Annotated in this window: 25 protein-coding genes and 1 tRNA gene; 21 read left to right on the forward strand and 5 right to left on the reverse strand. The window is 70.6% G+C overall.

All coding sequences use genetic code 11. The features are described 5' to 3' along the window. Positions 1-12: 12 nt before the first annotated feature. Together ACWCPY_RS12660 and ACWCPY_RS12665 are read left to right on the forward strand one after the other, a co-directional pair. Positions 13-459 carry an SRPBCC family protein gene (locus ACWCPY_RS12660; RefSeq protein WP_451264291.1) on the forward strand — a complete coding sequence of 149 codons (447 nt, stop codon included), beginning with the start codon at positions 13-15 and terminating at the stop codon, positions 457-459. 39 nt (positions 460-498) lie between these two features. After that, positions 499-570, forward strand: a tRNA-Val gene (locus ACWCPY_RS12665). Between the two features lie 55 nt (positions 571-625). Here the strand turns inward: ACWCPY_RS12665 and ACWCPY_RS12670 are convergent. Beyond that, positions 626-1,351 carry an exonuclease domain-containing protein gene (locus ACWCPY_RS12670; RefSeq protein ID WP_451264292.1) on the reverse strand — a complete coding sequence of 242 codons (726 nt, stop codon included), beginning with the start codon at positions 1,349-1,351 and terminating at the stop codon, positions 626-628. 191 nt (positions 1,352-1,542) lie between these two features. On the opposite strand from ACWCPY_RS12670, the gene ACWCPY_RS12675 reads away from it, so the two are divergent. From ACWCPY_RS12675 to thrS, 3 genes are all read left to right on the forward strand, one after another. Further along, on the forward strand, positions 1,543-2,109 hold the full coding sequence (locus ACWCPY_RS12675) for a DUF4365 domain-containing protein (protein ID WP_329817750.1): 567 nt from the start codon (positions 1,543-1,545) through the stop codon (positions 2,107-2,109). Beyond that, a complete protein-coding gene (locus tag ACWCPY_RS12680) occupies positions 2,109-3,383 on the forward strand; it encodes a hypothetical protein (RefSeq protein ID WP_451264293.1) in 1,275 nt (424 codons plus the stop codon). The genes ACWCPY_RS12675 and ACWCPY_RS12680 overlap by 1 nt, the downstream gene beginning before the upstream one ends. A 138-nt stretch (positions 3,384-3,521) precedes the next feature. Next, entirely contained in the window at positions 3,522-5,498 is a 1,977-nt protein-coding gene (thrS, locus tag ACWCPY_RS12685) for a threonine--tRNA ligase (RefSeq protein WP_451264294.1), read from the forward strand. Between the two features lie 28 nt (positions 5,499-5,526). Here the strand turns inward: thrS and ACWCPY_RS12690 are convergent, their stop codons facing one another. Continuing rightward, positions 5,527-6,204 (reverse strand): potassium channel family protein, encoded by a 678-nt coding sequence (locus tag ACWCPY_RS12690; RefSeq protein ID WP_451264295.1) that lies wholly within the window; start codon positions 6,202-6,204, stop codon positions 5,527-5,529. Positions 6,205-6,270: 66 nt separating this feature from the next. Between ACWCPY_RS12690 and ACWCPY_RS12695 the strand changes: the two genes are divergently transcribed. Beyond that, the gene (locus ACWCPY_RS12695; protein WP_329817745.1) at positions 6,271-6,831 is read left to right on the forward strand and encodes an HIT family protein; all 561 of its coding nucleotides are present in this window, start codon (positions 6,271-6,273) and stop codon (positions 6,829-6,831) included. An 81-nt stretch (positions 6,832-6,912) separates the two neighbouring features. On the opposite strand, the gene ACWCPY_RS12700 is transcribed toward ACWCPY_RS12695, so the two are convergent. After that, positions 6,913-8,583, reverse strand: coding sequence for a hypothetical protein (locus ACWCPY_RS12700; protein ID WP_451264296.1), 1,671 nt, complete (start codon positions 8,581-8,583; stop codon positions 6,913-6,915). Between the two features lie 147 nt (positions 8,584-8,730). Continuing rightward, on the reverse strand, positions 8,731-10,956 hold the full coding sequence (locus tag ACWCPY_RS12705; protein WP_451264297.1) for an elongation factor G-like protein EF-G2: 2,226 nt from the start codon (positions 10,954-10,956) through the stop codon (positions 8,731-8,733). A gap of 265 nt (positions 10,957-11,221) precedes the next feature. On the opposite strand from ACWCPY_RS12705, the gene pgsA reads away from it, so the two are divergent. From pgsA to ACWCPY_RS12780, 15 genes are all read left to right on the forward strand, one after another. Further along, on the forward strand, positions 11,222-11,890 hold the full coding sequence (pgsA, locus tag ACWCPY_RS12710) for a phosphatidylinositol phosphate synthase (protein ID WP_451264298.1): 669 nt from the start codon (positions 11,222-11,224) through the stop codon (positions 11,888-11,890). Then, on the forward strand, positions 11,887-12,822 hold the full coding sequence (locus ACWCPY_RS12715; protein WP_451264299.1) for a phosphatidylinositol mannoside acyltransferase: 936 nt from the start codon (positions 11,887-11,889) through the stop codon (positions 12,820-12,822). The genes pgsA and ACWCPY_RS12715 overlap by 4 nt, the downstream gene beginning before the upstream one ends. After that, positions 12,819-13,979: a glycosyltransferase family 4 protein gene (locus ACWCPY_RS12720; RefSeq protein ID WP_451264300.1), complete on the forward strand. Its 1,161-nt coding sequence runs from the start codon at positions 12,819-12,821 to the stop codon at positions 13,977-13,979. The genes ACWCPY_RS12715 and ACWCPY_RS12720 overlap by 4 nt, the downstream gene beginning before the upstream one ends. Positions 13,980-14,040: 61 nt before the next feature. Continuing rightward, positions 14,041-14,586 (forward strand): LemA family protein, encoded by a 546-nt coding sequence (locus ACWCPY_RS12725; protein ID WP_072484505.1) that lies wholly within the window; start codon positions 14,041-14,043, stop codon positions 14,584-14,586. A gap of 169 nt (positions 14,587-14,755) precedes the next feature. Next, positions 14,756-15,676, forward strand: a complete 921-nt coding sequence (gene pdxS / locus ACWCPY_RS12730; RefSeq protein WP_451264301.1) for a pyridoxal 5'-phosphate synthase lyase subunit PdxS — start codon at positions 14,756-14,758, stop codon at positions 15,674-15,676. A gap of 6 nt (positions 15,677-15,682) precedes the next feature. Further along, positions 15,683-16,276 (forward strand): pyridoxal 5'-phosphate synthase glutaminase subunit PdxT, encoded by a 594-nt coding sequence (gene pdxT, locus ACWCPY_RS12735; protein ID WP_451264302.1) that lies wholly within the window; start codon positions 15,683-15,685, stop codon positions 16,274-16,276. Between the two features lie 61 nt (positions 16,277-16,337). Next, entirely contained in the window at positions 16,338-17,090 is a 753-nt protein-coding gene (locus tag ACWCPY_RS12740; protein WP_072484508.1) for a YebC/PmpR family DNA-binding transcriptional regulator, read from the forward strand. Positions 17,091-17,214: 124 nt separating this feature from the next. Continuing rightward, positions 17,215-17,787 (forward strand): crossover junction endodeoxyribonuclease RuvC, encoded by a 573-nt coding sequence (gene ruvC, locus ACWCPY_RS12745; RefSeq protein ID WP_362442168.1) that lies wholly within the window; start codon positions 17,215-17,217, stop codon positions 17,785-17,787. Beyond that, a complete protein-coding gene (gene ruvA, locus ACWCPY_RS12750; protein ID WP_451264303.1) occupies positions 17,784-18,410 on the forward strand; it encodes a Holliday junction branch migration protein RuvA in 627 nt (208 codons plus the stop codon). Before ruvC ends, ruvA begins: the two co-directional genes overlap by 4 nt. An 83-nt stretch (positions 18,411-18,493) precedes the next feature. Further along, entirely contained in the window at positions 18,494-19,567 is a 1,074-nt protein-coding gene (ruvB, locus tag ACWCPY_RS12755) for a Holliday junction branch migration DNA helicase RuvB (RefSeq protein WP_451264304.1), read from the forward strand. A 165-nt stretch (positions 19,568-19,732) separates the two neighbouring features. Further along, positions 19,733-20,212, forward strand: a complete 480-nt coding sequence (yajC, locus tag ACWCPY_RS12760) for a preprotein translocase subunit YajC (protein WP_451264305.1) — start codon at positions 19,733-19,735, stop codon at positions 20,210-20,212. A 146-nt stretch (positions 20,213-20,358) separates the two neighbouring features. Continuing rightward, on the forward strand, positions 20,359-22,080 hold the full coding sequence (gene secD / locus ACWCPY_RS12765) for a protein translocase subunit SecD (RefSeq protein ID WP_451264306.1): 1,722 nt from the start codon (positions 20,359-20,361) through the stop codon (positions 22,078-22,080). Between the two features lies 1 nt (position 22,081). Next, positions 22,082-23,185, forward strand: a complete 1,104-nt coding sequence (secF, locus tag ACWCPY_RS12770; protein WP_451264307.1) for a protein translocase subunit SecF — start codon at positions 22,082-22,084, stop codon at positions 23,183-23,185. After that, complete coding sequence (locus ACWCPY_RS12775; RefSeq protein WP_451264308.1) at positions 23,182-23,733, forward strand: adenine phosphoribosyltransferase; 552 nt, start codon at positions 23,182-23,184, stop codon at positions 23,731-23,733. Before secF ends, ACWCPY_RS12775 begins: the two co-directional genes overlap by 4 nt. A 169-nt stretch (positions 23,734-23,902) precedes the next feature. Then, positions 23,903-26,482 (forward strand): RelA/SpoT family protein, encoded by a 2,580-nt coding sequence (locus tag ACWCPY_RS12780; RefSeq protein ID WP_451264309.1) that lies wholly within the window; start codon positions 23,903-23,905, stop codon positions 26,480-26,482. A gap of 60 nt (positions 26,483-26,542) precedes the next feature. On the opposite strand, the gene ACWCPY_RS12785 is transcribed toward ACWCPY_RS12780, so the two are convergent. Continuing rightward, positions 26,543-26,946: ALF repeat-containing protein (locus ACWCPY_RS12785; protein WP_451264310.1), on the reverse strand; the 404-nt coding region annotated here is incomplete at its 5' end.

Here is a 26,946-nt window from a genome sequence, read left to right on the forward strand (position 1 = left end):
CAGACTGGGGCCATGGACTGGAGCCACTACCGATTTGTGAGTATCTGGGACCTGCCTGCCCCGCCCGGCGCCGTGTACGAGATCCTCGAACGGGCCGACGACTACCCGCGGTGGTGGCCGCAGGTCCGCGAGGTCACGTCGGTCGACGGGACCAGCGCCACCACCCGCATCCGCTCCTTCCTCCCGTACGACCTCGTCATGACCGTCCGCGAACGCCGCCGTGACCCCGGGGCCGGGGTCATCGAGGCGACGCTCGGCGGCGATCTCGACGGCTGGGTCCGCTGGACGGTCACCCCGCACGGCGGCGGCAGCCGGGCCGTCTACGAGCAGGAGGTCGATGTGCGCAGGCGGCTGATGCGGCTCCTGGCGGTGCCCGGACGCCCGGTGTTCCGGGCCAATCACGCCCTGATGATGCGCGCCGGACGGCGGGGTCTCGTGGCCAGGCTGGGAGGAGTTTGAACCGGACCCGCCGAGCCCTGTATGGTTCAACCCGTTCCCGGGCGATTAGCTCAGTGGGAGAGCGCTTCGTTCACACCGAAGAGGTCACTGGTTCGAACCCAGTATCGCCCACCCGGAAGAGGCCGGTCCGTCAGCAGAATCGACGGACCGGCCTCTGCGTGTCCGCTCACGCCGCGGCGGGCAGATCCGGGCGCAGCGGCCACGCCGGATCCACCATCTCCGCCGTGCCGTTCTTCGCGAACCACGCCTGGAGTCCACGCGCCTGCGCCGCGAACCACACGGCCTGCAGGGTGTGCAGCTCCGGCGGGGTCAGCCGTTCCAGGCGGGACGAGAACCGCCGTCCCACCGCCCGTACCAACTCCAGCGAGGCCGTCGCGTCGGCCGCCGCGTCATGGGCGCCGTCGAGCACCACGCCGTACAGCTCGCACAGATCGGTGAGGGTCCGCCGCCCCTTGCGGTAGCGGTCCAGATGCTTGTCGAGCACGCGCGGATCCAGCACGCACAGCGGTGAGTTCTGCAGATACGCCCCGAGCGACGAGGCGCGATGGCGCTTCAGCTCGCGGTCCAGCAGCGTCAGGTCGAACGGCGCGTTCATCACCACCAGCGGGCGCCCGGCCGCGCACTGCTCGGCCAGCGCACGGGCTATCTCCTCCACGACCGGTGCGGGCCAGCGCCCGTTGCGCTGGAGGTGATCGTCGGTCAGACCGTGGATCTCGGTCGCCCCGACGGGCACCGGCACCCCCGGATTCACCAGCCAGCGGGTGACGCGCGTCCGCCCGCCCGCCGCGTCCTGGACGACCAGGGCGGCCGAGACGATCCGGTCCCCCTCGACGTCGACTCCTGTTGTCTCGGTGTCAAAAGCGGCCAGTGGCCCCTCGTACCAGTGCGTCATCCCCGAACTCCTCGTGCGCGAACGGCAGATGGTGTGATTCCCCTGCCCGGTTCGGTGATACCCGCGCCCTTTGCCTGGTACGCCGTTTGCGGGGCGTCCCGTGCGGTGACAACACAGGTGTGGGGAGCGGAAGTTGTCCGTCACCCCGCACCGGAGAACCGATCGGCACAGCCCGGAAGGCACACGCAGCCATGGCGCTCGCGCAGCCCGAACCGAGCGGGCTGCTGTCCCAGCGGACCGAACCGCTGCGCGGCACACTCGCAACCACCGCCTGCATGGAGACGCTCCAGGTGGGCTATCTGCACGCGGTCGCGGCCGCGGCGGGGTGCTCCCTGTCGCAGCCCTTCCCCGACAACGGAATCGACTGGCACGTCAGCCACGGCGCCCCCGGCCATGCCGTGGACGACGAAGTGACCATAAAGGTGCAGCTCAAATGCACCTACCAGATCCCGCCGAACCCGCCGGGACCGACGTTCGCCTTCACACTCGACAACGCCCACCTGGTGAAGCTCGCCCGGACCCCCGTGTCGGTGCACAAGATCCTCGTCGTGATGATCGTGCCGCGCAGCCAGGACGACTGGCTGCGCGCCGGGCACGACCGGCTCGACCTGCGGCACTGCTGCTACTGGACCAATCTGGCCGGCCACGCGGTGACGGGCCGGCACCGGACCACCGTGCGGATCCCGACCTCGCGCATCTTCGACGACCGGGCGCTCTGCGAGATCATGACCCGCGTAGGGGCGGGAGGGAGGCCCTGATGCACCGGCCGATGGATGAGCACGCCGACGGAGCGATCCCGAAGGCCACCCGCCCGCGCCCCGCCGAATCCGCGGGGCCGTGGCCCGACACCCCCCGGCCGCCCGGGGACGTCCCCGACCCCGCCCGCGTGGACCCCGCCGTCCTCGCCGCGCTGCTGGACCGGCACGGCTGGCAGCGCCGCGGCGGGGCGGCCGGGCGCTACAGCCGCTGGACCCCGCCGGGGCCACCGGCCCCGCCCGGGGGCGGGACCAGCCTCCTGGTCCCCGAAACCACCGCCTTCCCCGACAGCGAGGAGCTCCTCGGCGAGGCGCTGACCGCGCTCGCCCGAAGCGCCGCCCCCTCCGCCCGCGAGGTCCTGCTCTCCCTCGTGGTGCCCAGCGACGAGGTCCGCTGGTGGCGCGAGGTCCCCGAACCGCTCGCGGGCGCGGCGGGCGCGGTCGGCTGGACGGGTGCCGAGCGGCTGCACACCGCCGCCCGGCAGATACTGCTCGCCGGCGCACTCGCCGTACGGGGAAGCGCCGGCTACCACGGCGCCCGCCACCGCCGCAGGGCCCGGGCTGCGCTCGAAGGCATCCTGGTCGGGCCCGCTCCCGGCGGCCGTGAGCTGGCCGCGTTCGTGCCGGTGGAACCGGGCCGCGCCGTCGCGGTACGCCTCTACCACGCCCTGCACGCCACCCGCGAGGCCGTGGACTACCAGCGGGCCACCGGCGGCTTCGAAGCCTTCGACACGGCTGTCGGTGCGGGCGTCAGCCGGGAACTGACCGAGGCGGTCGTCGCGCTCGTCCGGGGCTCGGAGGGGGCGGGGATCGCCCTGGAGTGGGCGCCCGCCGCCGGAACCCCCGGGGGTTGCCCGGTCCGCCCCGAGCCGGTGGAGTTCTCGCCGGGCGACCTGCCCGCCCTGCGCCGGGCGGGCGCCCGCTACCTGCGCGACGAGCCCGCCGTGACCGTACGGATCACCGGCGCCGTCGTCCGTATGCGCCGCTCGGCACCGCGCGGCGCCGGGATCGTGCGGCTGCGGGTGCTGGCGGGCGCCGAGGTGCCGCACGTACGGCTGGAGCTGGACGAGGAGGCGTACCGGATCGCCGGCCACGCCCATCTGGTGGGGCTGCCGATCCGGGTGGAGGGCAGGCTGGAGAGCCGCGGCGGCTTCCGGCGGCTGACCCGGACCTCGCACGTCGTGCCCGTGCAGGTCGACGAGGCGGAGCGGGACCGTCTGATGAAGTCCCTCCAGGAGAACGTCGACCAGTTCGAGGAGGCGTGCACCGGCGAATAGGGCCGTGGGGGAGGAGGCCGCGGGGGAGCGGGCGGGCTTCGTGCTCGACCGTTTCGCAGAGGGGGCCCGCGGCTCGGTACGATTCGTATCGCACGTGCACCACGAACGCGTGCGTACCCCCTGAGTCAGGAGAGACCGGTGTCAGACGTCCGTGTGATCATCCAACGCGATTCCGAGCGGGAAGAGCGCGTGGTGACGACGGGCACTACGGCAGCCGAGCTCTTCCCCGGCGAGCGCACCGTCGTCGCCGCCCGGGTCGCCGGTGAGCTGAAGGACCTCGCGTACGCCGTCGCCGACGGCGAGGTCGTCGAGCCCGTCGAGATCTCCTCCGAGGACGGCCTGAACATCCTGCGGCACTCCACCGCGCACGTGATGGCCCAGGCCGTGCAGCAGCTCTTCCCCGAGGCCAAGCTGGGCATCGGCCCGCCGGTCAAGGACGGCTTCTACTACGACTTCGACGTCGAGAAGCCGTTCACGCCCGAGGACCTCAAGGCCATCGAGAAGAAGATGCAGGAGATCCAGAAGCGGGGGCAGAGGTTCTCCCGCCGGGTCGTGACGGACGAGGCCGCCCGCGAGGAGCTGGCCGACGAGCCGTACAAGCTGGAGCTCATCGGCATCAAGGGCTCCGCGTCCTCGGACGACGGCGCGGACGTCGAGGTGGGCGGCGGCGAGCTGACCATCTACGACAACCTCGACCCGAAGAGCGGCGAGCTGTGCTGGAAGGACCTCTGCCGTGGTCCGCACCTGCCGACCACCCGGTTCATCCCGGCGTTCAAGCTGATGCGCAACGCCGCGGCGTACTGGCGCGGCAGCGAGAAGAACCCGATGCTCCAGCGTATCTACGGCACCGCGTGGCCCACCAAGGACGAGCTGAAGGCCCACCTGGAGTTCCTGGAGGAGGCCGCCAAGCGCGACCACCGCAAGCTCGGCAACGAGCTGGACCTCTTCTCCTTCCCGGACGAGATCGGCCCCGGCCTCGCGGTCTTCCACCCCAAGGGCGGCATCATCCGCCGCGCCATGGAGGACTACTCGCGCCGGCGCCACGAGGAGGAGGGCTACGAGTTCGTCTACTCCCCGCACGCCACCAAGGGCAAGCTCTTCGAGAAGTCCGGCCACCTGGACTGGTACGCCGACGGCATGTACCCGCCCATGCAGCTCGACGACGGGGTGGACTACTACCTCAAGCCGATGAACTGCCCGATGCACAACCTGATCTTCGACGCGCGCGGCCGCTCCTACCGTGAACTGCCGCTGCGCCTCTTCGAGTTCGGCACGGTGTACCGGTACGAGAAGTCCGGCGTGGTGCACGGCCTGACCCGCTCGCGCGGCTTCACGCAGGACGACGCGCACATCTACTGCACCAAGGAGCAGATGGCGGAGGAACTCGACCGTACGCTCACCTTCGTCCTGAACCTGCTGCGCGACTACGGCCTGACCGACTTCTACCTGGAGCTCTCCACCAAGGACCCGGAGAAGTTCGTCGGCTCCGACGAGATCTGGGAGGAGGCCACCGAGACGCTGCGCCAGGTCGCCGAGAAGCAGGGCCTGCCGCTGGTCCCGGACCCGGGCGGCGCCGCGTTCTACGGCCCGAAGATCTCGGTGCAGTGCAAGGACGCCATCGGCCGCACCTGGCAGATGTCGACCGTGCAGCTCGACTTCAACCTCCCGGAGCGCTTCGACCTGGAGTACACCGGTCCGGACGGCACCAAGCAGCGCCCGGTCATGATCCACCGTGCCCTGTTCGGTTCCATCGAGCGCTTCTTCGCGGTGCTCCTGGAGCACTACGCGGGTGCGTTCCCGGTGTGGCTGGCCCCGGTCCAGGCGGTCGGCATCCCGATCGGCGACGCGCACATCCCGTACCTCCAGGAGTTCGCGGCCAAGGCCCGGAAGAAGGGGCTGCGGGTCGACGTGGACGCCTCCTCCGACCGGATGCAGAAGAAGATCCGCAACCAGCAGAAGGCCAAGGTTCCCTTCATGATCATCGCGGGTGATGAGGACATGGCCAACGGCGCCGTCTCCTTCCGCTACCGCGACGGGTCGCAGGAGAACGGCATCCCGGTCGAGGACGCCATCGCCAAGATCCAGAAGGCCGTCGAGGACCGCGTCCAGGTCTGACGGCACGGAGTGGGAGACCCCCGGAGAGCTACCCGCCCTCCGGGGGTCTCTTCTCGTCCTCCCGCCGGAAGACCTGCAGCAGCCACGACGAGAACGAACCCGTCACCGCCCCCAGCAGCGCCAGCCCGCAGGCCATCAGGCCCGAGGCCACGACCCGGCCGCCCGGCGTGACCGGCACCGTGTCCCCGTACCCCACGGTCGTCAGCGTCTCGCACGCCCACCACACCGCGTCGCCGAAGGTACGGATCGACGCCCCCTGCACCTTGTGCTCCTGGTTGTAGACGGCGAGCGCGGCGGAGAAGCCGAGCAGCAGGGCGGACGCGCCGGCGTAGCTGATCACGCGGGCGTACAGGCTCAGCCGCGGCCGCTCCCGCCGCTGCTGGACCGCGGTGTAGACCCGGATCAGCCGCAGCGGCCGCAGCAGCGGAAGCAGCAGCACCGCCGTGTCCAGCCAGTGCACCCGCACGAAGCGGGGGCCGAGGCCGCTGAGCCGGATCCGTACGGCGTAGTCCGCCGCGAAGACCAGCCAGGTGGCGCCGACCAGCGCGAGGGCGATGTCCCGCCAGGGTCCGGTGTTCTCGGGGGCCAGCACGCGGACCGCGTAGCCGAGCAGGAAGACCAGCGAGGCGCCGAAGAGCGGCACTTCCGTGCGTTGCTCCCAGCGCCGGAAGCGAGGAGGGGCGGAGTCGGCGGACCGGTCGCTCATCACCTCAGCATCGCCGTACGCCGGCGGGTGTGGCCCCGGCGACACGCACCCCGGGAGCGAAGCAATATGCTGATCGCCATGACGAGTGAGCCGGAGCAGCAGATCGGAGTGGGAACGCCCGACGCGTTCCAGCGCCTGTGGACGCCCCACCGGATGGCGTACATCCAGGGCGAGAACAAGCCGACCGGTCCGGAGGCCGGTGACGGCTGTCCGTTCTGCGGGATCCCGTCGAATTCGGACGAGGACGGGCTCGTCGTCGCGCGTGGCAAGCACGTCTACGCCGTGCTGAATCTGTACCCGTACAACGGCGGGCACCTGATGGTGGTGCCGTACCGGCATGTCGCCGACTACACGGAGCTGGACGGCCCGGAGACCATGGAGCTGGCCGATTTCACCAAGCGGGCGATGGTGGCTCTGCGGACGGCCTCGGGGGCGCACGGATTCAACATCGGCATGAACCAGGGCTCGGTGGCGGGGGCCGGCATCGCGGCCCATCTGCACCAGCACCTGGTGCCGCGCTGGGGTGGCGACACCAACTTCATGCCGGTGGTCGGACACACCAAGGTGCTGCCGCAGCTGCTCGCCGACACCCGCAAGATGCTGGCCGACGCCTGGCCCGTCGACTGACCCCGGCCGCCGCTCCACGACAGGGCCGCCCCGGCTTCTGCTTCCTGCCGGGGCGGCCTTCGCGTGTCCGAACGAAAGGTCCTACGCGTCGTAGACGTCGGCCTTGCGCGGGGTCGGGTCCTGGACCGCGCCGCTCAGCACCATCGAGCGGTTGTCGAAGCGCTCGGTGTCGACGCCGTTCTCATCGAGAACGCGCAGCGCGGCGCTGTGGACGGCACGCAGGACGGGCGTGGCGGCGCGCATCGCGTCGTCCGCCATGAAGCGGTGGCGCCACGGCTTCTCGGCCCAGGCGTGACGCAGGCCGAAGGGCTCGGGCAGGGCGATCTTGCCGCCCAGGTAGTCCAGCAGCGGCGGATACCAGGTGAACGGGGCGCGCAGGGAGAGGCGGACGACCTCACTGGGCTCGACCAGCGGGAGCGTGATGTCGCGGGTCTCCCAGAACCGGACGGTCTTGTTGACCGTCTTCGTCTTGGCCGCGGGCTTGCTGGTGAAGAGCGAGTGGACCGGGCCGAGCGCGTGTCCGGTGACCTCGATGCGCAGCGTTTCGTGGAGCACCGTGACCGTGATCATCATCGTGATGATCAACTGGCCTTCCCAGAGGGTGAACTGGACGCCCAGATAATGCCTGTCACCGCTGCCGAACTGCTGGTGGTTGCAGATCCGCTGTATCTCGTGCGGCTTGACCTGGAAGGTGGCGACGTCCTCGCCGGCGGGGCGGGAGACCGAGTCGGCGTTCTCCCCGACGGGGGACACGATCCAGTGGGTGACCGACGGGGTGGGGAACCCCCCGGTGTTCAGCGGACCGCGCTCCAGCACCTTGAGCTGGTCGTGGATGGCCCGCACCAGGTCCCAGCTGCGGAACTGGTGGAACTCCTTGCCCGGGTCCTTGGAGACCAGCTCCTCGGCGAGCTGCCAGCTGCCCCAGCGGGTGCCCATGCCCAGGATCCCCTTGGGGCCCGCGTAGAACACCGAGTTCGACTGCTGCTCGGCGGAGAGCTTCTCCAGACCCTGGCGGAGCGCCTCGCGGGAGGTCTCGTTGGGGTTCTTCGGCACGGCCTCGGGGATCTTGGCGATGACACCGCCGCCGGAGAGCAGCCCTTCCCACCGGGCACGCATGTCCTTGGCGGAGGACTCGGCGATCCGTTTGGCGATGAACCAGCCGATGACGGGGGCGACGATCATCGCGCGGAGGTAGAGCGCCAGGAACCCGTTGAGCGGCAGGCCGATCATGAGGACCAGCGCCACGATGCCGATGACCGGGAGCAGCGCGCCGCCCAGGGCGGAGAGCGCCTTGTCCTTGGTGCCGGCGAGGTAGTCGCGCAGGCGGAAGGCGAGGACCCAGAGGATCATGCCGGGCAGGAAGAGGAAGCCGAACAGGGCGGTGACGGCGGTGAGTTTGGTGTCGCGGCTCTTGCGGAGGCGGGTCGCGGACAGGCAGTGCTCGACGACGGTCTGCGGGTCGGTCCCGAAGGACTGGATGAGGGCCTTGCGGGCACCGCCCAGCATGCGTTCCTGGACGGCGCGGGAGAACGCCTCGCCGAGATTGGGCTTGAAGTAGTCGGCCTTGAAGAGCTTGGAACGGCCTGCCTTGACCTCGGACTTGTGCCATTCGCTGTTGGCTTCAAGGATCTTCTCGACCGGGCTGTCGCGGTACGCGGCCGAGGCGAGGGCGTTCGTCGCCACCGCCTGTCCGCCCGAACCCTGGATCGGGATCTGCGCTCCGGGAGAGAAATCGAATCCGTCGCTGGCCACTGTCGCCCCCACTCGCCGCCGAGGAACTGCTCCTGCGGCTGTTTCCCAACTGCCGTGCCCGGCACACCTTCTGAGCTGGGACCAAAGCGTATCGTCCGGATCGCCGCGCCGCCCGCCCCTGTGGACAAAGACGGGCGGCATGGCTGGTCATGAGTGGTCCGGGTCGTTCCTCTGCTCCTCCCGGATGCGTTCGGCGAGTTGCGGGGGCATGGCTTCGTGCCGGGCGTACGCCCGGTCGAAGCGGCCGGCGCCATGGGAGAGGGAGCGCAGGTCGACCGCGTACCTGCCGATCTCCAGTTCGGGAACCTCGGCCCGTACGAGGGTGCGGCCGGGGCCGGACTGCTCGGTCCCGATCACTCTGCCGCGCCGCCCGGACAGATCGCTCATCACCGGCCCGACATAGTCGTCCGGGACCATGACCTGGATCTCGGCCACGGGTTCGAGGAGCTGGATGCGGGTGTCCGCGGCGGCTTCGCGCAGGGCCAGCGCGCCCGCGGTCTGGAAGGCGGCGTCGGAGGAGTCCACCGAGTGGGACTTGCCGTCCCGCAGGGTGACGCGTACGTCGACGAGCGGATGTCCGGCCGCGACGCCGCGGGCGGCCTGGGCGCGCACGCCCTTCTCGACGGACGCGATGAACTGCCGGGGCACCGCCCCGCCGACCACCTTGTCGACGAATTCGATGCCCGAACCCGGCGGCAGCGGCTCCACGTCGATCTCGCAGATGGCGTACTGGCCGTGGCCGCCGGACTGCTTCACATGCCGGCCGCGCCCGCTGGACGGGGCGGCGAAGGTCTCGCGGAGCGACACCTTGTGCGGCACGGCGTCGACCTGGACGCCGTAGCGGCTGCGCAGCCGGTCCAGCGCCACGTCCTGATGGGCCTCGCCCAGGCACCACAGGACCACCTGGTGGGTGTCCTGATTCTGTTCCAGGCGCATGGTGGGGTCCTCGGCGACCAGCCGGGCGAGCCCCTGGGAGAGCTTGTCCTCGTCCGCCTTGCTGTGCGCCTCGATGGCGAGCGGCAGCAGCGGGTCCGGTGCGGTCCAGGGGTCCATCAGCAGCGGAAGGCCCTTGTCGGACAGGGTGTCCCCGGTCTCGGCGCTGCCCAGTTTGGCGACGCAGGCCAGATCGCCCGCGATGCACTCGGTGAGGGGGCGCTGCTGCTTGCCGAAGGGGGAGGAGAGCGCGCCGACGCGTACCTCGGCCTCGTGGAAGGGGCGGGTCTCGTGGCCGGGTTCGGTGAGGCCGTGGCCGAACACATGGACGGTCTCGTCGGGGCGAAGGGTGCCGGAGAAGACACGTATCAGCGAGACCCGGCCCACGTACGGGTCGGAGGCCGTCTTGACCACCTCGGCGACGAGCGGGCCGTCGGGGTCGCAGGTCAGGACCGGTCGCGACGCACCGTGCAGGGGTGTGACGCCGGGGAGCGGGCGCTCCAGCGGGGTCGGGAAGCCGCCGGTGATCAGATCCAGGAGCTCGACGGTGCCGATGCCCTGGCGGGCGCCCTCGGCGGCGGGGGCCGCGGCGAGGACGGGGTGGAAGGTGCCCCGGGCGACGGCGCGCTCGAGATCGTCGACGAGCGTCCTGACATCGACCTCGGCGCCGCCGAGGTAGCGGTCCATCAGCGTCTCGTCCTCGCTCTCGGCGATGATCCCCTCGATGAGCCGGTCGCGGGCCTCCCGGAGCGTCGTCTGCCCGGCGGGGGCGGGCGGGTTCTCCTGCCGCTCGCCCGAGGAGTAGTCGAAGACCCGCTGGGTGAGCAGGCCGGTGAGCCCGGTGAGCGGGGCGTGGCCGTCGGAGCCCTCGGGGCCGAGGACGGGCAGGTAGAGCGGGAGCACGGCGTCGGGGTCGTCGCCGCCGAAGATCTCGCCGCAGATCCGGGTCATCCCGTCGAACGAGGTGCGTGCCGTGTCGAGGTGGGTGACGACGATGGCGCGCGGCATGCCGACTGCGGCGCACTCCTCCCACACGGCACGGGTGGCGCCCGCGACCGCTTCGGCCTCCTGGGCCGCGGAGACGACGAACAGGGCCGCGTCCGCAGCCCGCAGACCGGCCCTGAGCTCCCCGACGAAATCGGCGTAGCCGGGGGTGTCCAGCAGATTGATCCGGTACCCGCCCCAGTCGACGGGGACCACGGAGAGCTGTACGGAGCGTTGCTGGCGGTGCTCGATCCCGTCGTAGTCGGAGACGGTGGCGCCGTCCTCGACCCGGCCGGCCCGGTTGACCGCGCCCGCCGTCAGCGCGAGGGCCTCGACGAGGGTGGTCTTGCCGGAGCCGCTGTGGCCGACCAGCACCACATTCCGTACGGATGAGGGCCGGCCGGCCGTCGCTGCCCTGCCGGCGGCCCCGGTGTGCGCGTATGCCTTGTCGCCCATGATGCGTGCCTCCCAAGCAAGGGGTGCGAAGCGGAGGGAATACCGACGCGATGTGGGGAATGTGCACGGGTACCGGTGAGCCGCCGCGGCGGCCACGGCGACGCCCGCGGTAATTCGAGCTTTCCACTCGGGCCAGGTCGCGTCCATACATGGCACGACGCCGCGCGAGGCCGGGTGCCCGGACGGTGGAGCCCGGCGGGCGTGACTACGATGGGCCAGCCGGTGGCCGAAGGGGCCGCTCGGCCCACCGACCCTCGGGAAGGCCATGCTGAACAAGTACGCGCGTGCATTTTTTACGCGTGTCCTCACACCGTTCGCCGCACTGTTGCTCCGTCTCGGCGTGAGCCCCGACGCGGTCACTCTGATCGGTACGGCCGGGGTGATGGCAGGTGCGCTGGTCTTCTTCCCGATGGGGGAGTTCTTCTGGGGCACCATCGTCATCACGGTCTTCGTCTTCTCCGACCTCGTCGACGGCAACATGGCCCGGCAGGCCGGTATCTCCAGCCGCTGGGGCGCGTTCCTGGACTCGACCCTGGACCGGGTCGCCGACGGAGCGATCTTCGGCGGCTTCGCCCTCTGGTACGCGGGCAACGGCGACGACAACGTGCTCTGCGCCGTCGCGATCTTCTGCCTGGCCAGCGGCCAGGTGGTCTCGTACACCAAGGCGCGCGGCGAGTCGATCGGGCTGCCGGTCGCGGTCAACGGTCTCGTGGAGCGCGCCGAGCGCCTGGTGATCTCGCTGGTCGCGGCCGGATTGGCGGGCCTGCACAAGTTCGGTGTCCCGGGGATCCAGGTCCTGCTGCCGATCGCGCTGTGGATCGTCGCCGTGGGCAGCCTGATCACGCTGGTGCAGCGGGTGGTGACCGTGCGCCGCGAGTCCGCGGAGGCCGACGCGGCCGAGGCCGCCGGCCGGAGGAGTGGGACCGCGCAGTGAGCGACGACCCCGGGGAGACGCGGACCGGCCTGCGGGACCGGCTGACCGACGGGCTGTACGGGCTCGGCTGGACGGCCGTCAAGAAGCTCCCCGAACCGGTCGCCCGGACGCTCTTTCGCACCATCGCCGACCAGGCGTGGAAACGGCGGGGCAAGAGCGTGCTGCGGCTGGAGTCGAATCTGGCACGGGTCGTGCCCGGGGCGTCACCGGCCCGGCTGGCCGAGCTCTCCAGGGCCGGCATGCGCTCGTACATGCGCTACTGGATGGAGTCGTTCCGGCTGCCCACCTGGAGCCCCGAGCGGATCAAGGCATCCATAGAGGTGGCCGACGCGCACCGGCTGACCGACGGCCTCGACACCGGCCGCGGCGTCATCCTCGCCCTGCCGCACCTGGCCAACTGGGACCTGGCGGGAGCCTGGGTCACCACCGACCTGGAGGTGCCCTTCACCACGGTCGCGGAGCGGCTCAGGCCCGAGACGCTGTACGACCGGTTCGTGGCCTACCGCGAGGGGCTCGGGATGGAGGTCCTGCCGCACAGCGGCGGCGCCGCCTTCGGCACCCTGGCGCGCCGGCTGCGCGCCGGCGGGCTGATCTGTCTGGTCGCCGACCGCGACCTGTCCGCCTCGGGCGTCGAGGTCGAGTTCTTCGGCGCCACCGCGCGGATGCCCGCCGGGCCCGCGCTGCTGGCCCAGCAGACCGGTGCGCTGCTGCTGCCCGTGACGCTCGGCTACGACGACACGACCGTGATGAAGGCGCGCATCCACCCGCCGGTGGAGACACCCGAGTCAGGCAGCCGCACCGAGAAGACGTCCTCGATGACACAGGCGCTGGCCGATGCCTTCGCCGTCGGAATCGCCGAGCATCCGGAGGACTGGCACATGCTGCAACGGCTCTGGCTCGCCGATCTGGAGCCCCGGAAGGACACGACGTGAAGATCGGCATCGTCTGCCCCTACTCCTGGGACGTGCCGGGCGGCGTGCAGTTCCACATCCGCGACCTGGCCGAGCACCTGATCCGGCTGGGGCACCAGGTGTCGGTGCTGGCACCCGCCGACGACGAGACACCGCTGCCGCCGTACGTGGTGTCGGCGGGCCGCGCCGTGCCCGTCCCGTACAACGGCTCCGTCGCCCGGCTGAACTTCGGCTTCCTCTCGGCCGCCCGGGTGCGCCGCTGGCTGCACGACGGCACCTTCGACGTGATCCACATCCACGAGCCGACCTCGCCCTCGCTGGGGCTGCTCGCCTGCTGGGCCGCGCAGGGGCCGATCGTCGCGACCTTCCACACCTCCAACCCGCGCTCCCGGGCCATGATCGCGGCGTACCCGATCCTGCAGCCGGCGCTGGAGAAGATCAGCGCGCGGATCGCGGTGAGCGAGTACGCGCGCCGCACCCTGGTCGAGCACCTCGGCGGCGACGCGGTCGTCATCCCGAACGGGGTGGACGTCGGCTTCTTCGACAAGGCCGAGCCCAGGCCCGAATGGCAGGGAGGGACGATCGGCTTCATCGGGCGCATCGACGAACCCCGCAAGGGCCTGCCGGTCCTGATGAGGGCGCTGCCCGCGATCCTCGCCGCCCGCCCGGACACCAGGCTGCTGGTCGCCGGCCGGGGCGACGAGGAGGAGGCCGTCGCCTCGCTGCCCGAGGCGATGCGCGAGCGGGTCGAATTCCTCGGCATGGTGAGCGACGAGGACAAGGCGCGGCTGCTGCGCAGCGTCGATGTGTACGTCGCGCCCAACACGGGCGGCGAGAGCTTCGGGATCATCCTGGTCGAGGCGATGTCGGCCGGCGCCCCGGTCCTCGCCAGCGATCTGGACGCGTTCGCCCAGGTGCTGGACCTCGGCGCGGCGGGCGAACTCTTCGCCAACGAGGACGCGGACGCGCTGGCCGAGGCCGCGATCCGGCTGCTCGGCGACCCGGAGCGGCGCGCGGAGCTGCGTGAGCGGGGCGCCGCGCATGTGCGGCGCTTCGACTGGTCGACGGTCGGGGCGGACATCCTCGCGGTGTACGAGACGGTGACGGACGGCGCGGCCTCGGTGGCGGCCGACGAACGCACCGGCCTGCGCGCGCGGTTCGGCCTGGCGCGGGAGTAGCGGTCCGGGCCCGCACCCGGGCCGCCACGCCGTCGGCGCCCCGACGGTAGCCTTGCCGCCCGTGATCGAAACCCTCATCTGGATCGCCGTCGCGGTCGTCGCGATCGGCATGTACCTCAGCTGGACCGCCGGGCGGCTGGACCGTCTGCACACCCGCATCGACGCCGCTCGGGCCGCCCTCGACGCACAGCTGCTGCGCCGTGCGTCGGTCACCCAGGAACTGGCCACCTCCGGTGTCCTCGACCCGGCCGCGTCCATCGTCCTGTACGAGGCGGCGCACGCCGCCCGCCAGGCCGAGGAGGAGCACCGCGAGGTCGCCGAGAGCGAGCTGAGCGCCGCGCTGCGGGCGGTCTTCGGCGAGACGGCACAGGTGGAGGCGGTGAAGGAGATCCCCGGCGGTGAGGAGGCGGCCTCCGAACTCGCCGCCGCCGTGCGCCGCGTCCCGATGGCCCGGCGGTTCCACAACGACGCGGTGCGCGCGGCGCGTGCGCTGCGCCGGCACCGCAAGGTGCGGTGGTTCCGGCTGGCCGGGCACGCCCCGTTCCCGTTGGCCTTCGAGATGGACGACGAACCTCCGGTGGCCCTCGCCGACCGCCCCGTCAGCTGACCGGACGTCCGTATTCACGCGTGACGGGGGCCACATCCCGTCACGTACGCGTTCAAAACGATCCACCGGCCTCCCATTGGCCCTTGCAGTGGACTGTTCCCGGAGAGTTTGCTCGGCACTGTATCAACCAGTGCTTTTCAGCAACTTTTTCTCCGAGTGAGGTCGATCCATGTCCACGCTTCCCACCACCCCGCAGTCCGTCGACTCCCCGGCCACGGGCACCGCGCGCGTCAAGCGCGGCATGGCCGAGCAGCTCAAGGGCGGCGTGATCATGGACGTCGTCAACGCCGAGCAGGCGAAGATCGCCGAGGACGCGGGCGCCGTGGCCGTCATGGCCCTGGAGCGGGTGCCGGCCGACATCCGCAAGGACGGCGGCGTGGCCCGGATGTCGGACCCGAACATGATCGAGGAGATCATCGAGGCCGTCTCCATCCCGGTGATGGCGAAGTCCCGTATCGGCCACTTCGTCGAGGCCCAGGTCCTCCAGTCCCTCGGGGTCGACTACATCGACGAGTCCGAGGTCCTCACCCCGGCCGACGAGGTCAACCACAGCGACAAGTTCGCCTTCACCACCCCGTTCGTCTGCGGCGCCACCAACCTGGGCGAGGCCCTGCGCCGGATCGCCGAGGGTGCGGCCATGATCCGGTCGAAGGGCGAGGCCGGCACCGGCAATGTCGTCGAGGCCGTCCGCCACCTGCGCCAGATCAAGAACGAGATCGCCCGTCTGCGCGGCTACGACAACAACGAGCTGTACGCCGCCGCCAAGGAGCTCCGCGCCCCGTACGAGCTGGTCAAGGAGGTCGCTGAGCTCGGCAAGCTGCCCGTCGTGCTGTTCTCCGCGGGCGGTGTCGCCACCCCCGCCGACGCCGCGCTGATGCGCCAGCTCGGCGCCGAGGGCGTCTTCGTCGGCTCCGGGATCTTCAAGTCCGGCGACCCGGCCAAGCGCGCCGCCGCGATCGTGAAGGCCACCACCTTCTACGACGACCCGAAGATCATCGCGGACGCTTCCCGGAACCTGGGCGAGGCCATGGTCGGCATCAACTGCGACACCCTGCCCGAGGCCGAGCGCTACGCCAACCGTGGCTGGTAATCACTGATGAGCGACACCCCTGTGATCGGAGTCCTGGCCCTCCAGGGCGACGTACGGGAACACCTGATCGCCCTGGCCTCGGCTGACGCCCTGGCCAGGCCGGTCCGGCGTCCCGAGGAACTCGCCGAGGTCGACGGCCTGGTCATTCCCGGTGGCGAGTCCACCACGATGTCCAAACTGGCTTCCCTCTTCGGCATGCTGCAACCGCTGCGCGAGCGGGTCCGGAACGGAATGCCGGTCTACGGCACCTGCGCCGGAATGATTCTGCTCGCCGACAAGATCCTCGATCCGCGCTCCGGTCAGGAGACGGTCGGCGGGATCGACATGATCGTGCGCCGCAACGCCTTCGGGCGGCAGAACGAGTCCTTCGAGGCGGCCGTCGAGGTCGCCGGCATCGAGGGCGGCCCCGTGGAGGGCGTGTTCATCCGCGCTCCCTGGGTGGAGTCGGTCGGTGCGCAGGCCGAGGTGGTGGCGGAGCACGGCGGTCACATCGTCGCCGTACGTCAGGGAAACGCCCTGGCCACGTCGTTCCACCCGGAATTGACCGGAGACCACCGCGTTCACGCGCTGTTCGTGGACATGGTGCGCGCAGTCGGCTGACTCGATCCCGGTAGGATCTCTCGGGTTCGAATCGTTTTTGGTGACGCGAAGGAGAAGGCAGATGTCCGGCCACTCTAAATGGGCTACGACGAAGCACAAGAAGGCCGTGATTGACGCCAAGCGCGGCAAGCTCTTCGCGAAGCTGATCAAGAACATCGAGGTCGCGGCCCGCACCGGCGGTGTGGACCCCGAGGGGAACCCGACCCTCGTGGACGCGATCCAGAAGGCGAAGAAGAGCTCCGTACCGAACAAGAACATCGACTCCGCGGTCAAGCGCGGTGGCGGTCTCGAAGCGGGCGGCGTCGACTACCAGACGATCATGTACGAGGGTTATGGCCCGAACGGTGTCGCGGTGCTCATCGAGTGCCTCACCGACAACCGCAACCGTGCCGCCTCCGACGTGCGTGTGGCGATGACCCGCAACGGCGGCTCGATGGCCGACCCGGGTTCGGTCTCGTACCTCTTCAACCGCAAGGGCGTCGTCATCGTCCCCAAGGGGGAGCTGACCGAGGACGACGTCCTGGGTGCCGTGCTCGACGCGGGCGCCGAGGAGGTCAACGACCTCGGTGACACGTACGAGGTCGTCAGCGAGGCCACCGACATGGTCGCGGTCCGCACCGCGCTCCAGGAGGCGGGCATCGACTACGACTCCGCTGAGGCCAACTTCCTGCCCACCATGCAGGTCGAGCTGGACGAGGAGGGCGCGCGCAAGATCTTCAAGCTCATCGACGCGCTGGAGGACAGCGACGACGTGCAGAACGTCTTCGCCAACTTCGACGTCTCGGACGAGGTCATGGAGAAGGTCGACGCCTGAGCCGCGCCCAGCGCAGCCTTCACGGACGGGCCGACGGGGACACACCCCGTCGGCCCGTCGCATTGTCAGTGCGAGCCGATAGCCTGCGGGAACAGTTGACCGATCGGTACGGAGGGGGCGTCCCATGCGGGTGCTGGGCGTGGACCCGGGGCTGACCCGGTGCGGTGTCGGCGTCGTCGAAGGCGTCGCGGGCCGCCCCCTGACGATGCTCGGCGTGGGCGTCGTCCGCACCCCGCCCGACGCGGAGCTCGGCCACCGGCTGGTCGCCATCGAGCGCGGCATCGAGGAGTGGCTCGACGAGCACCGGCCCGAATTCGTCGCCGTGGAGCGGGTGTTCAGCCAGCACAACGTCCGTACGGTCATGGGCACCGCCCAGGCCAGCGCCGTCGCCATGCTCTGCGCGTCGCGCCGCGGCATACCCGTCGCCCTGCACACCCCGAGCGAGGTCAAGGCGGCCGTCACGGGCAGCGGGCGCGCCGACAAGGCGCAGGTCGGCGCCATGGTCACCCGGCTGCTGCGGCTCGACGCCCCGCCGAAGCCGGCCGACGCGGCCGACGCCCTGGCCCTCGCCATCTGCCACATCTGGCGTGCCCCCGCCGTCAACCGCCTCCAGCAGGCACACGCGGCAGCCGCCGCGGCCGGCACCCGGCGCGTTCCCCGTACCCCCGCAGTTCCCGTCCGGAAGGTTCCCCGATGATCGCCTTCGTCAGCGGCCCCGTGGCCGCACTCGCCCCGACCACGGCCGTGATCGAGGTCGGCGGCATCGGCATGGCCCTCCAGTGCACGCCGAACACCCTCGCCGGCCTCCGGATCGGCCAGGAGGCCAGGCTCGCCACCTCCCTCGTCGTCCGGGAGGACTCGCTCACTCTGTACGGCTTCGCCGACGACGACGAGCGGCAGGTCTTCGAGCTGCTCCAGACCGCCAGCGGGGTCGGGCCCCGGCTCGCCCAGGCCATGCTCGCCACCCACAGCCCCGACGCCCTGCGCACCGCGGTCGCCACCGGCGACGAGAAGGCGCTCACCGCCGTCTCCGGCATCGGCAAGAAGGGCGCGCAGAAACTCCTCCTCGAACTGAAGGACAGACTCGGCGAGCCCGTCGGCGCCCACATCGGCCGGCAGGGCATCGGCGCCGCCGTCACCTCCTCCTGGCGCGATCAGCTCCAGGCAGCCCTGATCGGCCTCGGCTACGCCACCCGCGAGGCCGACGAGGCGGTCACCGCCGTCGCGCCCCAGGCCGAGGCGGCCATCGCCGAGGGCGGGCAGGCCCCCGTGCCGCAGCTGCTGCGTGCCGCACTGCAGACCCTCAACCGCGCGCGCTGACCGGAGCGCGACACCCCGGGGAACACCCCGACGCCGGGCCGGGCACCGCACGGCTCCGAAACACCCGAGGCGGGACAGACTGAATGAACTGGGACGAGACCGGACCCGACACCGACGAGCGGCTCGACGAGCGCCTCGTCCAGGCCGACGCGGACGGCGAGGACACCGCCGTCGAGGCGGCGCTGCGCCCGAAGGACCTCGACGAATTCGTCGGCCAGGAGAAGGTGCGCGAACAGCTCGACCTGGTCCTGAAGGCGGCCCGGGCCCGCGGTGCCACCGCCGACCATGTGCTGCTCTCCGGTGCCCCCGGCCTCGGCAAGACCACCCTCTCCATGATCATCGCGGCCGAGATGGGCGCGCCGATCCGGATCACCTCCGGCCCCGCCATCCAGCACGCGGGCGATCTCGCCGCGATCCTCTCCTCCCTCCAGGAGGGTGAAGTCCTCTTCCTCGACGAGATCCACCGCATGTCGCGGCCGGCCGAGGAGATGCTCTACATGGCGATGGAGGACTTCCGGGTCGACGTCATCGTCGGCAAGGGCCCCGGCGCCACCGCCATCCCGCTGGAACTGCCGCCCTTCACCCTGGTCGGCGCCACCACCAGGGCCGGACTGCTGCCGCCGCCGCTGCGCGACCGCTTCGGCTTCACCGGCCACATGGAGTTCTACGCACCCGCCGAGCTGGAACGTGTCGTCCACCGCTCCGCCCGCCTCCTCGACGTGGAGATAGACGCGGACGGCGCCGCCGAGATCGCCGGCCGTTCCCGCGGCACCCCCCGCATCGCCAACCGGCTGCTGCGCCGCGTCCGGGACTACGCCCAGGTCAAGGCCGACGGACGGATCGACCGCCCGGTCGCCGCCGCCGCCCTCGGCGTCTACGAGGTCGACGCCCGCGGCCTCGACCGGCTCGACCGCGCGGTGCTCGGCGCCCTGCTGAAGCTTTTCGGCGGCGGGCCCGTCGGGCTGTCCACCCTCGCGGTCGCCGTGGGGGAGGAGCGCGAAACCGTCGAGGAGGTCGCGGAGCCCTTCCTGGTGCGGGAAGGACTGCTGGCCAGGACACCACGTGGCCGGGTCGCGACGCCCGCGGCCTGGACCCACCTGGGTCTCGTGCCTCCGCAGCAAGGCGGAAAGGGACAACAGGGCCTGTTCGGGGCGTGATGTGTCACAGGTTGACCGGAGCAGGAACCACACGGCGGCTCCGGGCGTTGTTCCATCGATGCGGACTCGCTTAGACTCCGCCGATGCCGCCCTTACAGGTCGGTGTACCCACCCCCGTAGATACAGGCCGCCTTCCAGCGCGGTCGTGCGAAGGAAACTCGTCCCGTGAATCCCGTGACTCTCCTCCCCTTCATCGTGCTCATCGGGGCCATGTTCCTGATGACGCGGTCCGCCAAGAAGAAGCAGGCGGCCGCCGCCCAGATGCGCAACGAGATGCAGCCCGGCACCGGCGTCCGGACGATCGGGGGCATGTACGCCACCGTCAAGGAGCTGCACGACGACACGGTTCTCCTTGAGATCGCGCCCGGCGTCCACGCCATCTACGCCAAGAACGCCATCGGCGCCGTCCTGGACGACGCGGAGTACAACCGCATCGTCCACGGCGACGACGAGAGCGGCCTCGACCTCGACGGCACGGTCGTTCCCGACGACGCCTCCTCGCTGACCGAGGCCGGCACCGACGAGGACGACGCGGACGACGCCCGGATCGACCTGGGCAAGAAGGCCGACGAGGCCGAGCCGAAGGACGCCGAGTCCGGCAAGAAGTCCGAGGGCAAGGACGACGGCGAGGCCGACGCGAAGTAAGCCACGCCCGGGGAATGCCGTGAGCCCACCGGCGTCCGGCACTCCCCGGTCCGTGCGATCTTCTGCGGGGGCGGGTCCCCACTACACTTCGTGGCCGCTCGGGCGCGTACCCGGCGCGGGGCGGTTGGACAGGGAGAAACGAGAAGGTGGCAGCACCGAAGAAGAGCCGGGGACCGGCCGGCGGTCAGGGCAGGCCGGGGCGTTCCCTGGCCCTGATCCTGATCGCCATGGTCGCGCTCACCGGCGGGATGTTCCTGGCCGATCAGCCGACCCCACGGCTCGGCATCGACCTGGCGGGCGGCACGTCCATCACGCTGGAGGCGAAGAGCGAGCCGGGGCAGGAATCGGCGATCAACAAGACCAACATGGACACGGCGGTCCAGATCATGGAACGCCGTGTCAATGGTCTTGGTGTCTCCGAGGCCGAGGTCCAGACACAGGGCGATCGCAACATCATCGTCAACATCCCCAAGGGCACGAACTCCGCCCAGGCCCGGGAGCAGGTCGGCACCACGGCCAAGCTCTACTTCCGGCCGGTGCTGACCGTCGCCCAGGGCACGCCCACCCCGACGCCCAGCGCCTCGTCGTCCGGCAAGCCCACCCCGTCCGGCAGCCCGAGCACCCCCACCGCGGACAAGGGGAAGGCCTCGTCGACCCCGAGCCCGAGCGCCACCACCCAGGGCCGCGCGGTCACCGGCGCCCTCAAGGCCGACTCCACGCCCACGCCGAAGGCGAGCACCACGCCGTCGGCGTCCGCTGCCGACGAGGCCGCCGCGGCCAAGCTGCAGAAGCAGTTCGCGGCGCTCGACTGCTCCAGCAAGGCGTCCCGCGCCGAGGCCGCACGGGGGGCCAAGCCCACCGACACGGTCGTCGCATGCAGCTCCGAGGGTGACGCGAAGTACGTCCTCGGCCCGTCCGAGGTGTCCGGCACCGAGGTCGACAACGCCAAGGCCGGCTTCGATCAGCAGCGCGGCATGTGGATCGTCAACATGGAGTTCACCAAGCAGGGCTCCAAGCAGTTCCAGACGATCACCAAGAAGCTCTCGGCCCAGCAGTCCCCGCAGAACCAGTTCGCCATCGCGCTGGACGGCGAGGTCGTCTCCGCGCCCCAGGTGAACACCACGCTCAGCGGCAGCGCCGAGATCTCCGGCAGCTTCACCCAGCAGTCCGCCGAGGACCTGGCCAACGTGCTCTCCTACGGTGCGCTCCCGCTCTCGTTCAAGGAGCAGAGCGTCACCACGGTCACCGCCGCGCTCGGTGGCGAGCAGCTCCAGGCCGGTCTGATCGCCGGTGCCATCGGTCTGGCCCTGGTGGTCATCTACCTGGTGGCCTACTACCGGGGGCTCGCGCTCATCGCGCTCCTGAGCCTCCTGGTCTCCGGCATCCTGACCTACACGATCATGTCGCTGCTCGGCCCGGCCATCGGCTTCGCGCTGAACCTCCCGGCGGTCTGCGGCGCCATCGTGGCCATCGGTATCACCGCGGACTCCTTCATCGTGTACTTCGAACGGGTCCGTGACGAGATCCGCGAGGGCCGCACGCTCCGCCCGGCCGTCGAGCGGGCCTGGCCGCGCGCCCGGCGCACCATCCTGGTCTCCGACTTCGTGTCGTTCCTCGCCGCCGCGGTGCTCTTCGTCGTCACCGTCGGCAAGGTCCAGGGCTTCGCGTTCACGCTGGGCCTCACCACCCTGCTCGACGTGGTCGTGGTGTTCCTCTTCACCAAGCCCGTCATGACGCTGATGGCCCGTACGAAGTTCTTCGCCAGCGGTCACCCGTGGTCCGGCCTGGACCCGAAGCGGCTCGGCGCCAAGCCGCCGCTGCGCCGCTCGCGCCGTGTCAACGCCCCCACTGACCCGAAGGAGGCGTGAGATGTCGCGACTCGGCAGTCTCGGCGCCCGTCTCTACCGAGGCGAGGTCGGCTACGACTTCATCGGCAAGCGCAAGATCTGGTACGGGATCTCGATCCTGATCACCATCACGGCCATCGTCGGTCTGGCGGTCAGCGGCCTGAACATGGGCATCGAGTTCAAGGGCGGCGCGGTCTTCACCACCCCGAAGACCAGCGTCACCGTGGCCAAGGCGGAGGACCTGGCCACGGAGGCCTCCGGCCACCAGGCGATCGTCCAGAAGCTCGGCAACGGCGGTCTGCGCATCCAGATCACCGAGGTCGACACCGCGAAGTCCGACGAGATCAAGAACAAGCTCTCCAAGGACCTCGACGTCCCGGCGGAGAAGATCGCCGCCGACCTGGTCGGCCCCAGCTGGGGTGAGCAGATCGCCAACAAGGCCTGGACCGGCCTCGGCATCTTCATGGTCCTCGTGGTGATCTACCTGGCCATCGCCTTCGAGTGGCGCATGGCCATCGCGGCCCTGGTCGCGCTGATCCACGACATCACCATCACCGTCGGGGTCTACGCCCTGGTCGGCTTCGAGGTCACCCCGGGCACCGTGATCGGTCTGCTGACCATCCTCGGTTACTCCCTCTACGACACGGTCGTCGTCTTCGACAGCCTCAAGGAGGGCACGCACGGGATCACGAAGCAGACCCGGTGGACGTACAGCGAGATCGCCAACCGCTCCATCAACGGCACACTGGTCCGCTCCATCAACACCACCGTGGTGGCCCTGCTGCCGGTCGCCGGTCTGCTGTTCATCGGTGGTGGCGTCCTGGGCGCCGGCATGCTGAACGACATCTCCCTGGCGCTCTTCGTCGGTCTCGCCGCCGGTGCGTACTCCTCGATCTTCATCGCCACGCCGCTCGTCGCCGACCTCAAGGAACGCGACCCGCAGATGAAGGCCCTGAAGAAGCGGATCCTCGCCAAGCGCGCGGCAGCCGCCGCCAAGGGCGAGTCCGCCGAGGACGACCCGTCGGACGACGGCTTCCCGCAGGACGCCGCTCCCGCCGCCGCGGTGGTCGGCCAGCGCCAGCAGCCCCCCAGGGGCCACGGCCGGACCCCGGGGAAGCGTCGATGACCAGCACCACCGACAGCACCCGCGAGCTTCTGCTCAGCCGGATCCGCGACGTGCCGGACTACCCGAAGCCGGGTGTGCTGTTCAAGGACATCACCCCGCTGCTCGCGGACCCGACGGCGTTCGCGGCCCTCACCGACACCCTCGCGGAGCTGTGCGTACGGCACGGCGCCACGAAGGTCGTCGGCCTGGAGGCGCGCGGCTTCATCCTGGCCGCCCCGGTCGCGGTACGGGCCGGGCTCGGCTTCGTACCCGTCCGCAAGGCGGGCAAGCTGCCCGGAGCCACGCTCAGCCAGGCGTACGAGCTGGAGTACGGCACCGCCGAGATCGAGATCCACGCGGAGGACCTGTCCGCCGACGACCGGATCATGGTCATCGACGACATCCTCGCCACCGGCGGCACCGCCGAGGCATCGCTGGAGCTGATCCGGCGGGCCGGTGCCGAGGTCGCGGGCGTCGCGGTCCTCATGGAGCTCGGTTTCCTGCCCGGACGGGCCCGGCTGGAGCAGGGCCTTCGCGGCGCGCCGCTGGAGGTTCTGATCACGGTCTGAGCAGCACCGGCCGTACGCGGCAGCGGATCGTGCGAACAGGACGGGCACCCGGGAACAACCGGGTGCCCGTCCCGCGTTCTCAGGAGTCTCATCGGTCCCCGGGGGAGGACGGGCCGCAGGGTCGATACGATGGCCTCTCCGGGTATCCGGATCCGCACGAGGAGCGCTCTTGCCAGACGAGGCCCAGCCAGTCGCCGCCCCGCAGCCCGACAAGCACGCGGCGGCCCCAGCCACGCCCGGGAAGAAGCAGCCCGCGGACAAGCCGAAGCCCCCGGCCCCCGAGCCCGTCAACGGCCCGGAGCGGGCGGGCGACCCGGCGGCCGGGGGAGCGCCCGCTTCCCCCGCACAGCCGGCCGAACCCGCCTCCCCGGCAGCGTCCGCCCCGAAGCCTCCCGCGAAGCCCGCGGCCAGGCCGGTGTCGCCCAGCGCCCCCACGTCCCGGTCCGGCGGCTCGTCCAACCGGGTGAGGGCCAGACTGGCCCGCCTCGGCGTGCAGCGCTCCAGCCCGTACAACCCGGTGCTCGAACCGTTGCTCCGTATCGTCCGCGGCAACGACCCCAAGATCGAGACCGCCACGCTGCGCCAGATCGAGCGCGCCTACCAGGTCGCCGAGCGCTGGCACCGCGGCCAGAAGCGCAAGAGCGGCGACCCGTACATCACGCACCCCCTTGCCGTCACGACCATCCTCGCCGAGCTGGGCATGGACCCGGCGACGCTGATGGCCGGCCTGCTGCACGACACGGTCGAGGACACCGAGTACGGCCTGGACACGCTGCGGCGCGACTTCGGCGACCAGGTCGCCCTGCTCGTCGACGGCGTCACCAAGCTGGACAAGGTCAAGTTCGGCGAGGCCGCCCAGGCCGAGACCGTACGCAAGATGGTCGTCGCCATGGCCAAGGACCCCCGCGTCCTCGTCATCAAGCTCGCGGACCGGCTGCACAACATGCGCACCATGCGCTACCTCAAGCGGGAGAAGCAGGAGAAGAAGGCCCGCGAGACGCTTGAGATCTACGCCCCGCTGGCGCACCGCCTGGGCATGAACACCATCAAGTGGGAGCTGGAGGACCTCGCCTTCGCGATCCTCTACCCCAAGATGTACGACGAGATCGTCCGTCTCGTCGCCGAGCGGGCCCCCAAGCGCGACGAGTACCTCGCCATAGTGACCGACGAGGTCCAGGCCGACCTGCGCGCCGCACGGATCAAGGCCACCGTCACGGGACGGCCGAAGCACTACTACAGCGTCTACCAGAAGATGATCGTGCGGGGCCGGGACTTCGCCGAGATCTACGACCTGGTGGGCATCAGGGTGCTCGTCGACACCGTCCGGGACTGCTACGCGGCGCTCGGCACCGTCCACGCGCGATGGAACCCGGTCCCCGGCCGGTTCAAGGACTACATCGCGATGCCCAAGTTCAACATGTACCAGTCGCTGCACACCACGGTGATCGGTCCCAGCGGCAAGCCCGTCGAGCTGCAGATCCGTACCTTCGACATGCACCGCCGCGCCGAGTACGGCATCGCCGCGCACTGGAAGTACAAGCAGGAGGCCGTCGCCGGCGCCTCCAAGGTCCGCACCGACGTCCCCAAGAACACGGGCGGCGGCCGGAGCCAGGACACCGTCAACGACATGGCGTGGCTGCGCCAGCTCCTGGACTGGCAGAAGGAGACCGAGGACCCCAGCGAGTTCCTGGAGTCCCTGCGCTTCGACCTCTCCCGCAACGAGGTCTTCGTCTTCACGCCCAAGGGCGACGTCATAGCGCTGCCCGCGGGTGCGACCCCGGTCGACTTCGCGTACGCGGTGCACACGGAGGTCGGCCACCGGACCATAGGAGCACGGGTCAACGGGCGGCTCGTACCGCTCGAATCGACGCTCGACAACGGCGATCTGGTGGAGGTCTTCACCTCCAAGGCGGCCGGTGCCGGACCCTCCCGGGACTGGCTGGGCTTCGTCAAGTCCCCCCGCGCCCGCAACAAGATCCGTGCCTGGTTCTCCAAGGAGCGCCGCGACGAGGCGATCGAGCAGGGCAAGGACGCCATCGCGCGCGCCATGCGCAAGCAGAACCTGCCGATCCAGCGCATCCTGACCGGCGACTCCCTGGTCACCCTCGCCCACGAGATGCGCTACCCCGACATCTCGTCCCTCTACGCGGCGATCGGCGAGGGGCATGTCGCGGCCGCCGGAGTCGTGCAGAAACTGGTCCAGGCGCTCGGCGGCGAGGACGAGGCCAACGAGGACATCGCGGAGAGTTCACCGCCCTCGCGCAGCCGCAACAAGCGCCGCTCCAACGCCGATCCGGGCGTGGTCGTCAAGGGCGTCGAGGACGTCTGGGTCAAACTGGCCCGCTGCTGCACACCCGTCCCCGGCGACCCGATCATCGGCTTCGTCACCCGGGGCAGCGGTGTCTCCGTGCACCGCGCCGACTGCGTCAACGTCGACTCGCTGTCGCAGCAGCCGGAGCGGATCCTGGACGTCGAATGGGCGCCGACCCAGTCCTCGGTCTTCCTGGTCGCCATCCAGGTCGAGGCCCTCGACCGGTCCCGGCTGCTCTCGGACGTCACCCGTGTCCTGTCCGACCAGCACGTCAACATCCTGTCGGCGGCCGTCCAGACCTCCCGGGACCGGGTGGCCACCTCACGCTTCACCTTCGAGATGGGCGACCCGAAGCACCTCGGCCACGTACTCAAGGCGGTACGGGGCGTGGAGGGCGTCTACGACGTCTACCGGGTGACCTCGGCCCGCAGGCCGTAGAACGGCCCGGCACCCGCAGGCGGCGAGGCTCCGGCCCCGCCGCCTGCGGACGGCACCCGGCTACGCGTCGACCTCGTACTGGCCGTGCTCCAGGAAGTACCGCATCTCCTCCGGCGTACCGTCGATCGCCTTGCCGACCGCCGCACGCATCGCTTCGCTGATGTCCGGACGGGCCAGGATGCGGACGAGGGCGACGCGGTCGTCCTCGGCCTGGGCTAGGCGGTAGCCGGTTTCGAGCCACTGCCGGATTTCCTGCGCGGTGCCGCTGTCGAGGAGTTGGTTGACCTCTTTGATGACTCGCTTGCCCGAGGCGGGATTGCCGAGGATGCGGGCGAGGGCGACGCGGTCGTCCTCGGCCTGGGCCAGGGGGTAGCCGGTTTCGAGCCACTGCCGGATTTCCTGCGCGGTGCCGCTGTCGAGGAGTTGGTTGACCTCTTTGATGACTCGCTTGCCCGAGGCGGGAT

The organism is Streptomyces sp. NPDC002403 (assembly GCF_053593015.1).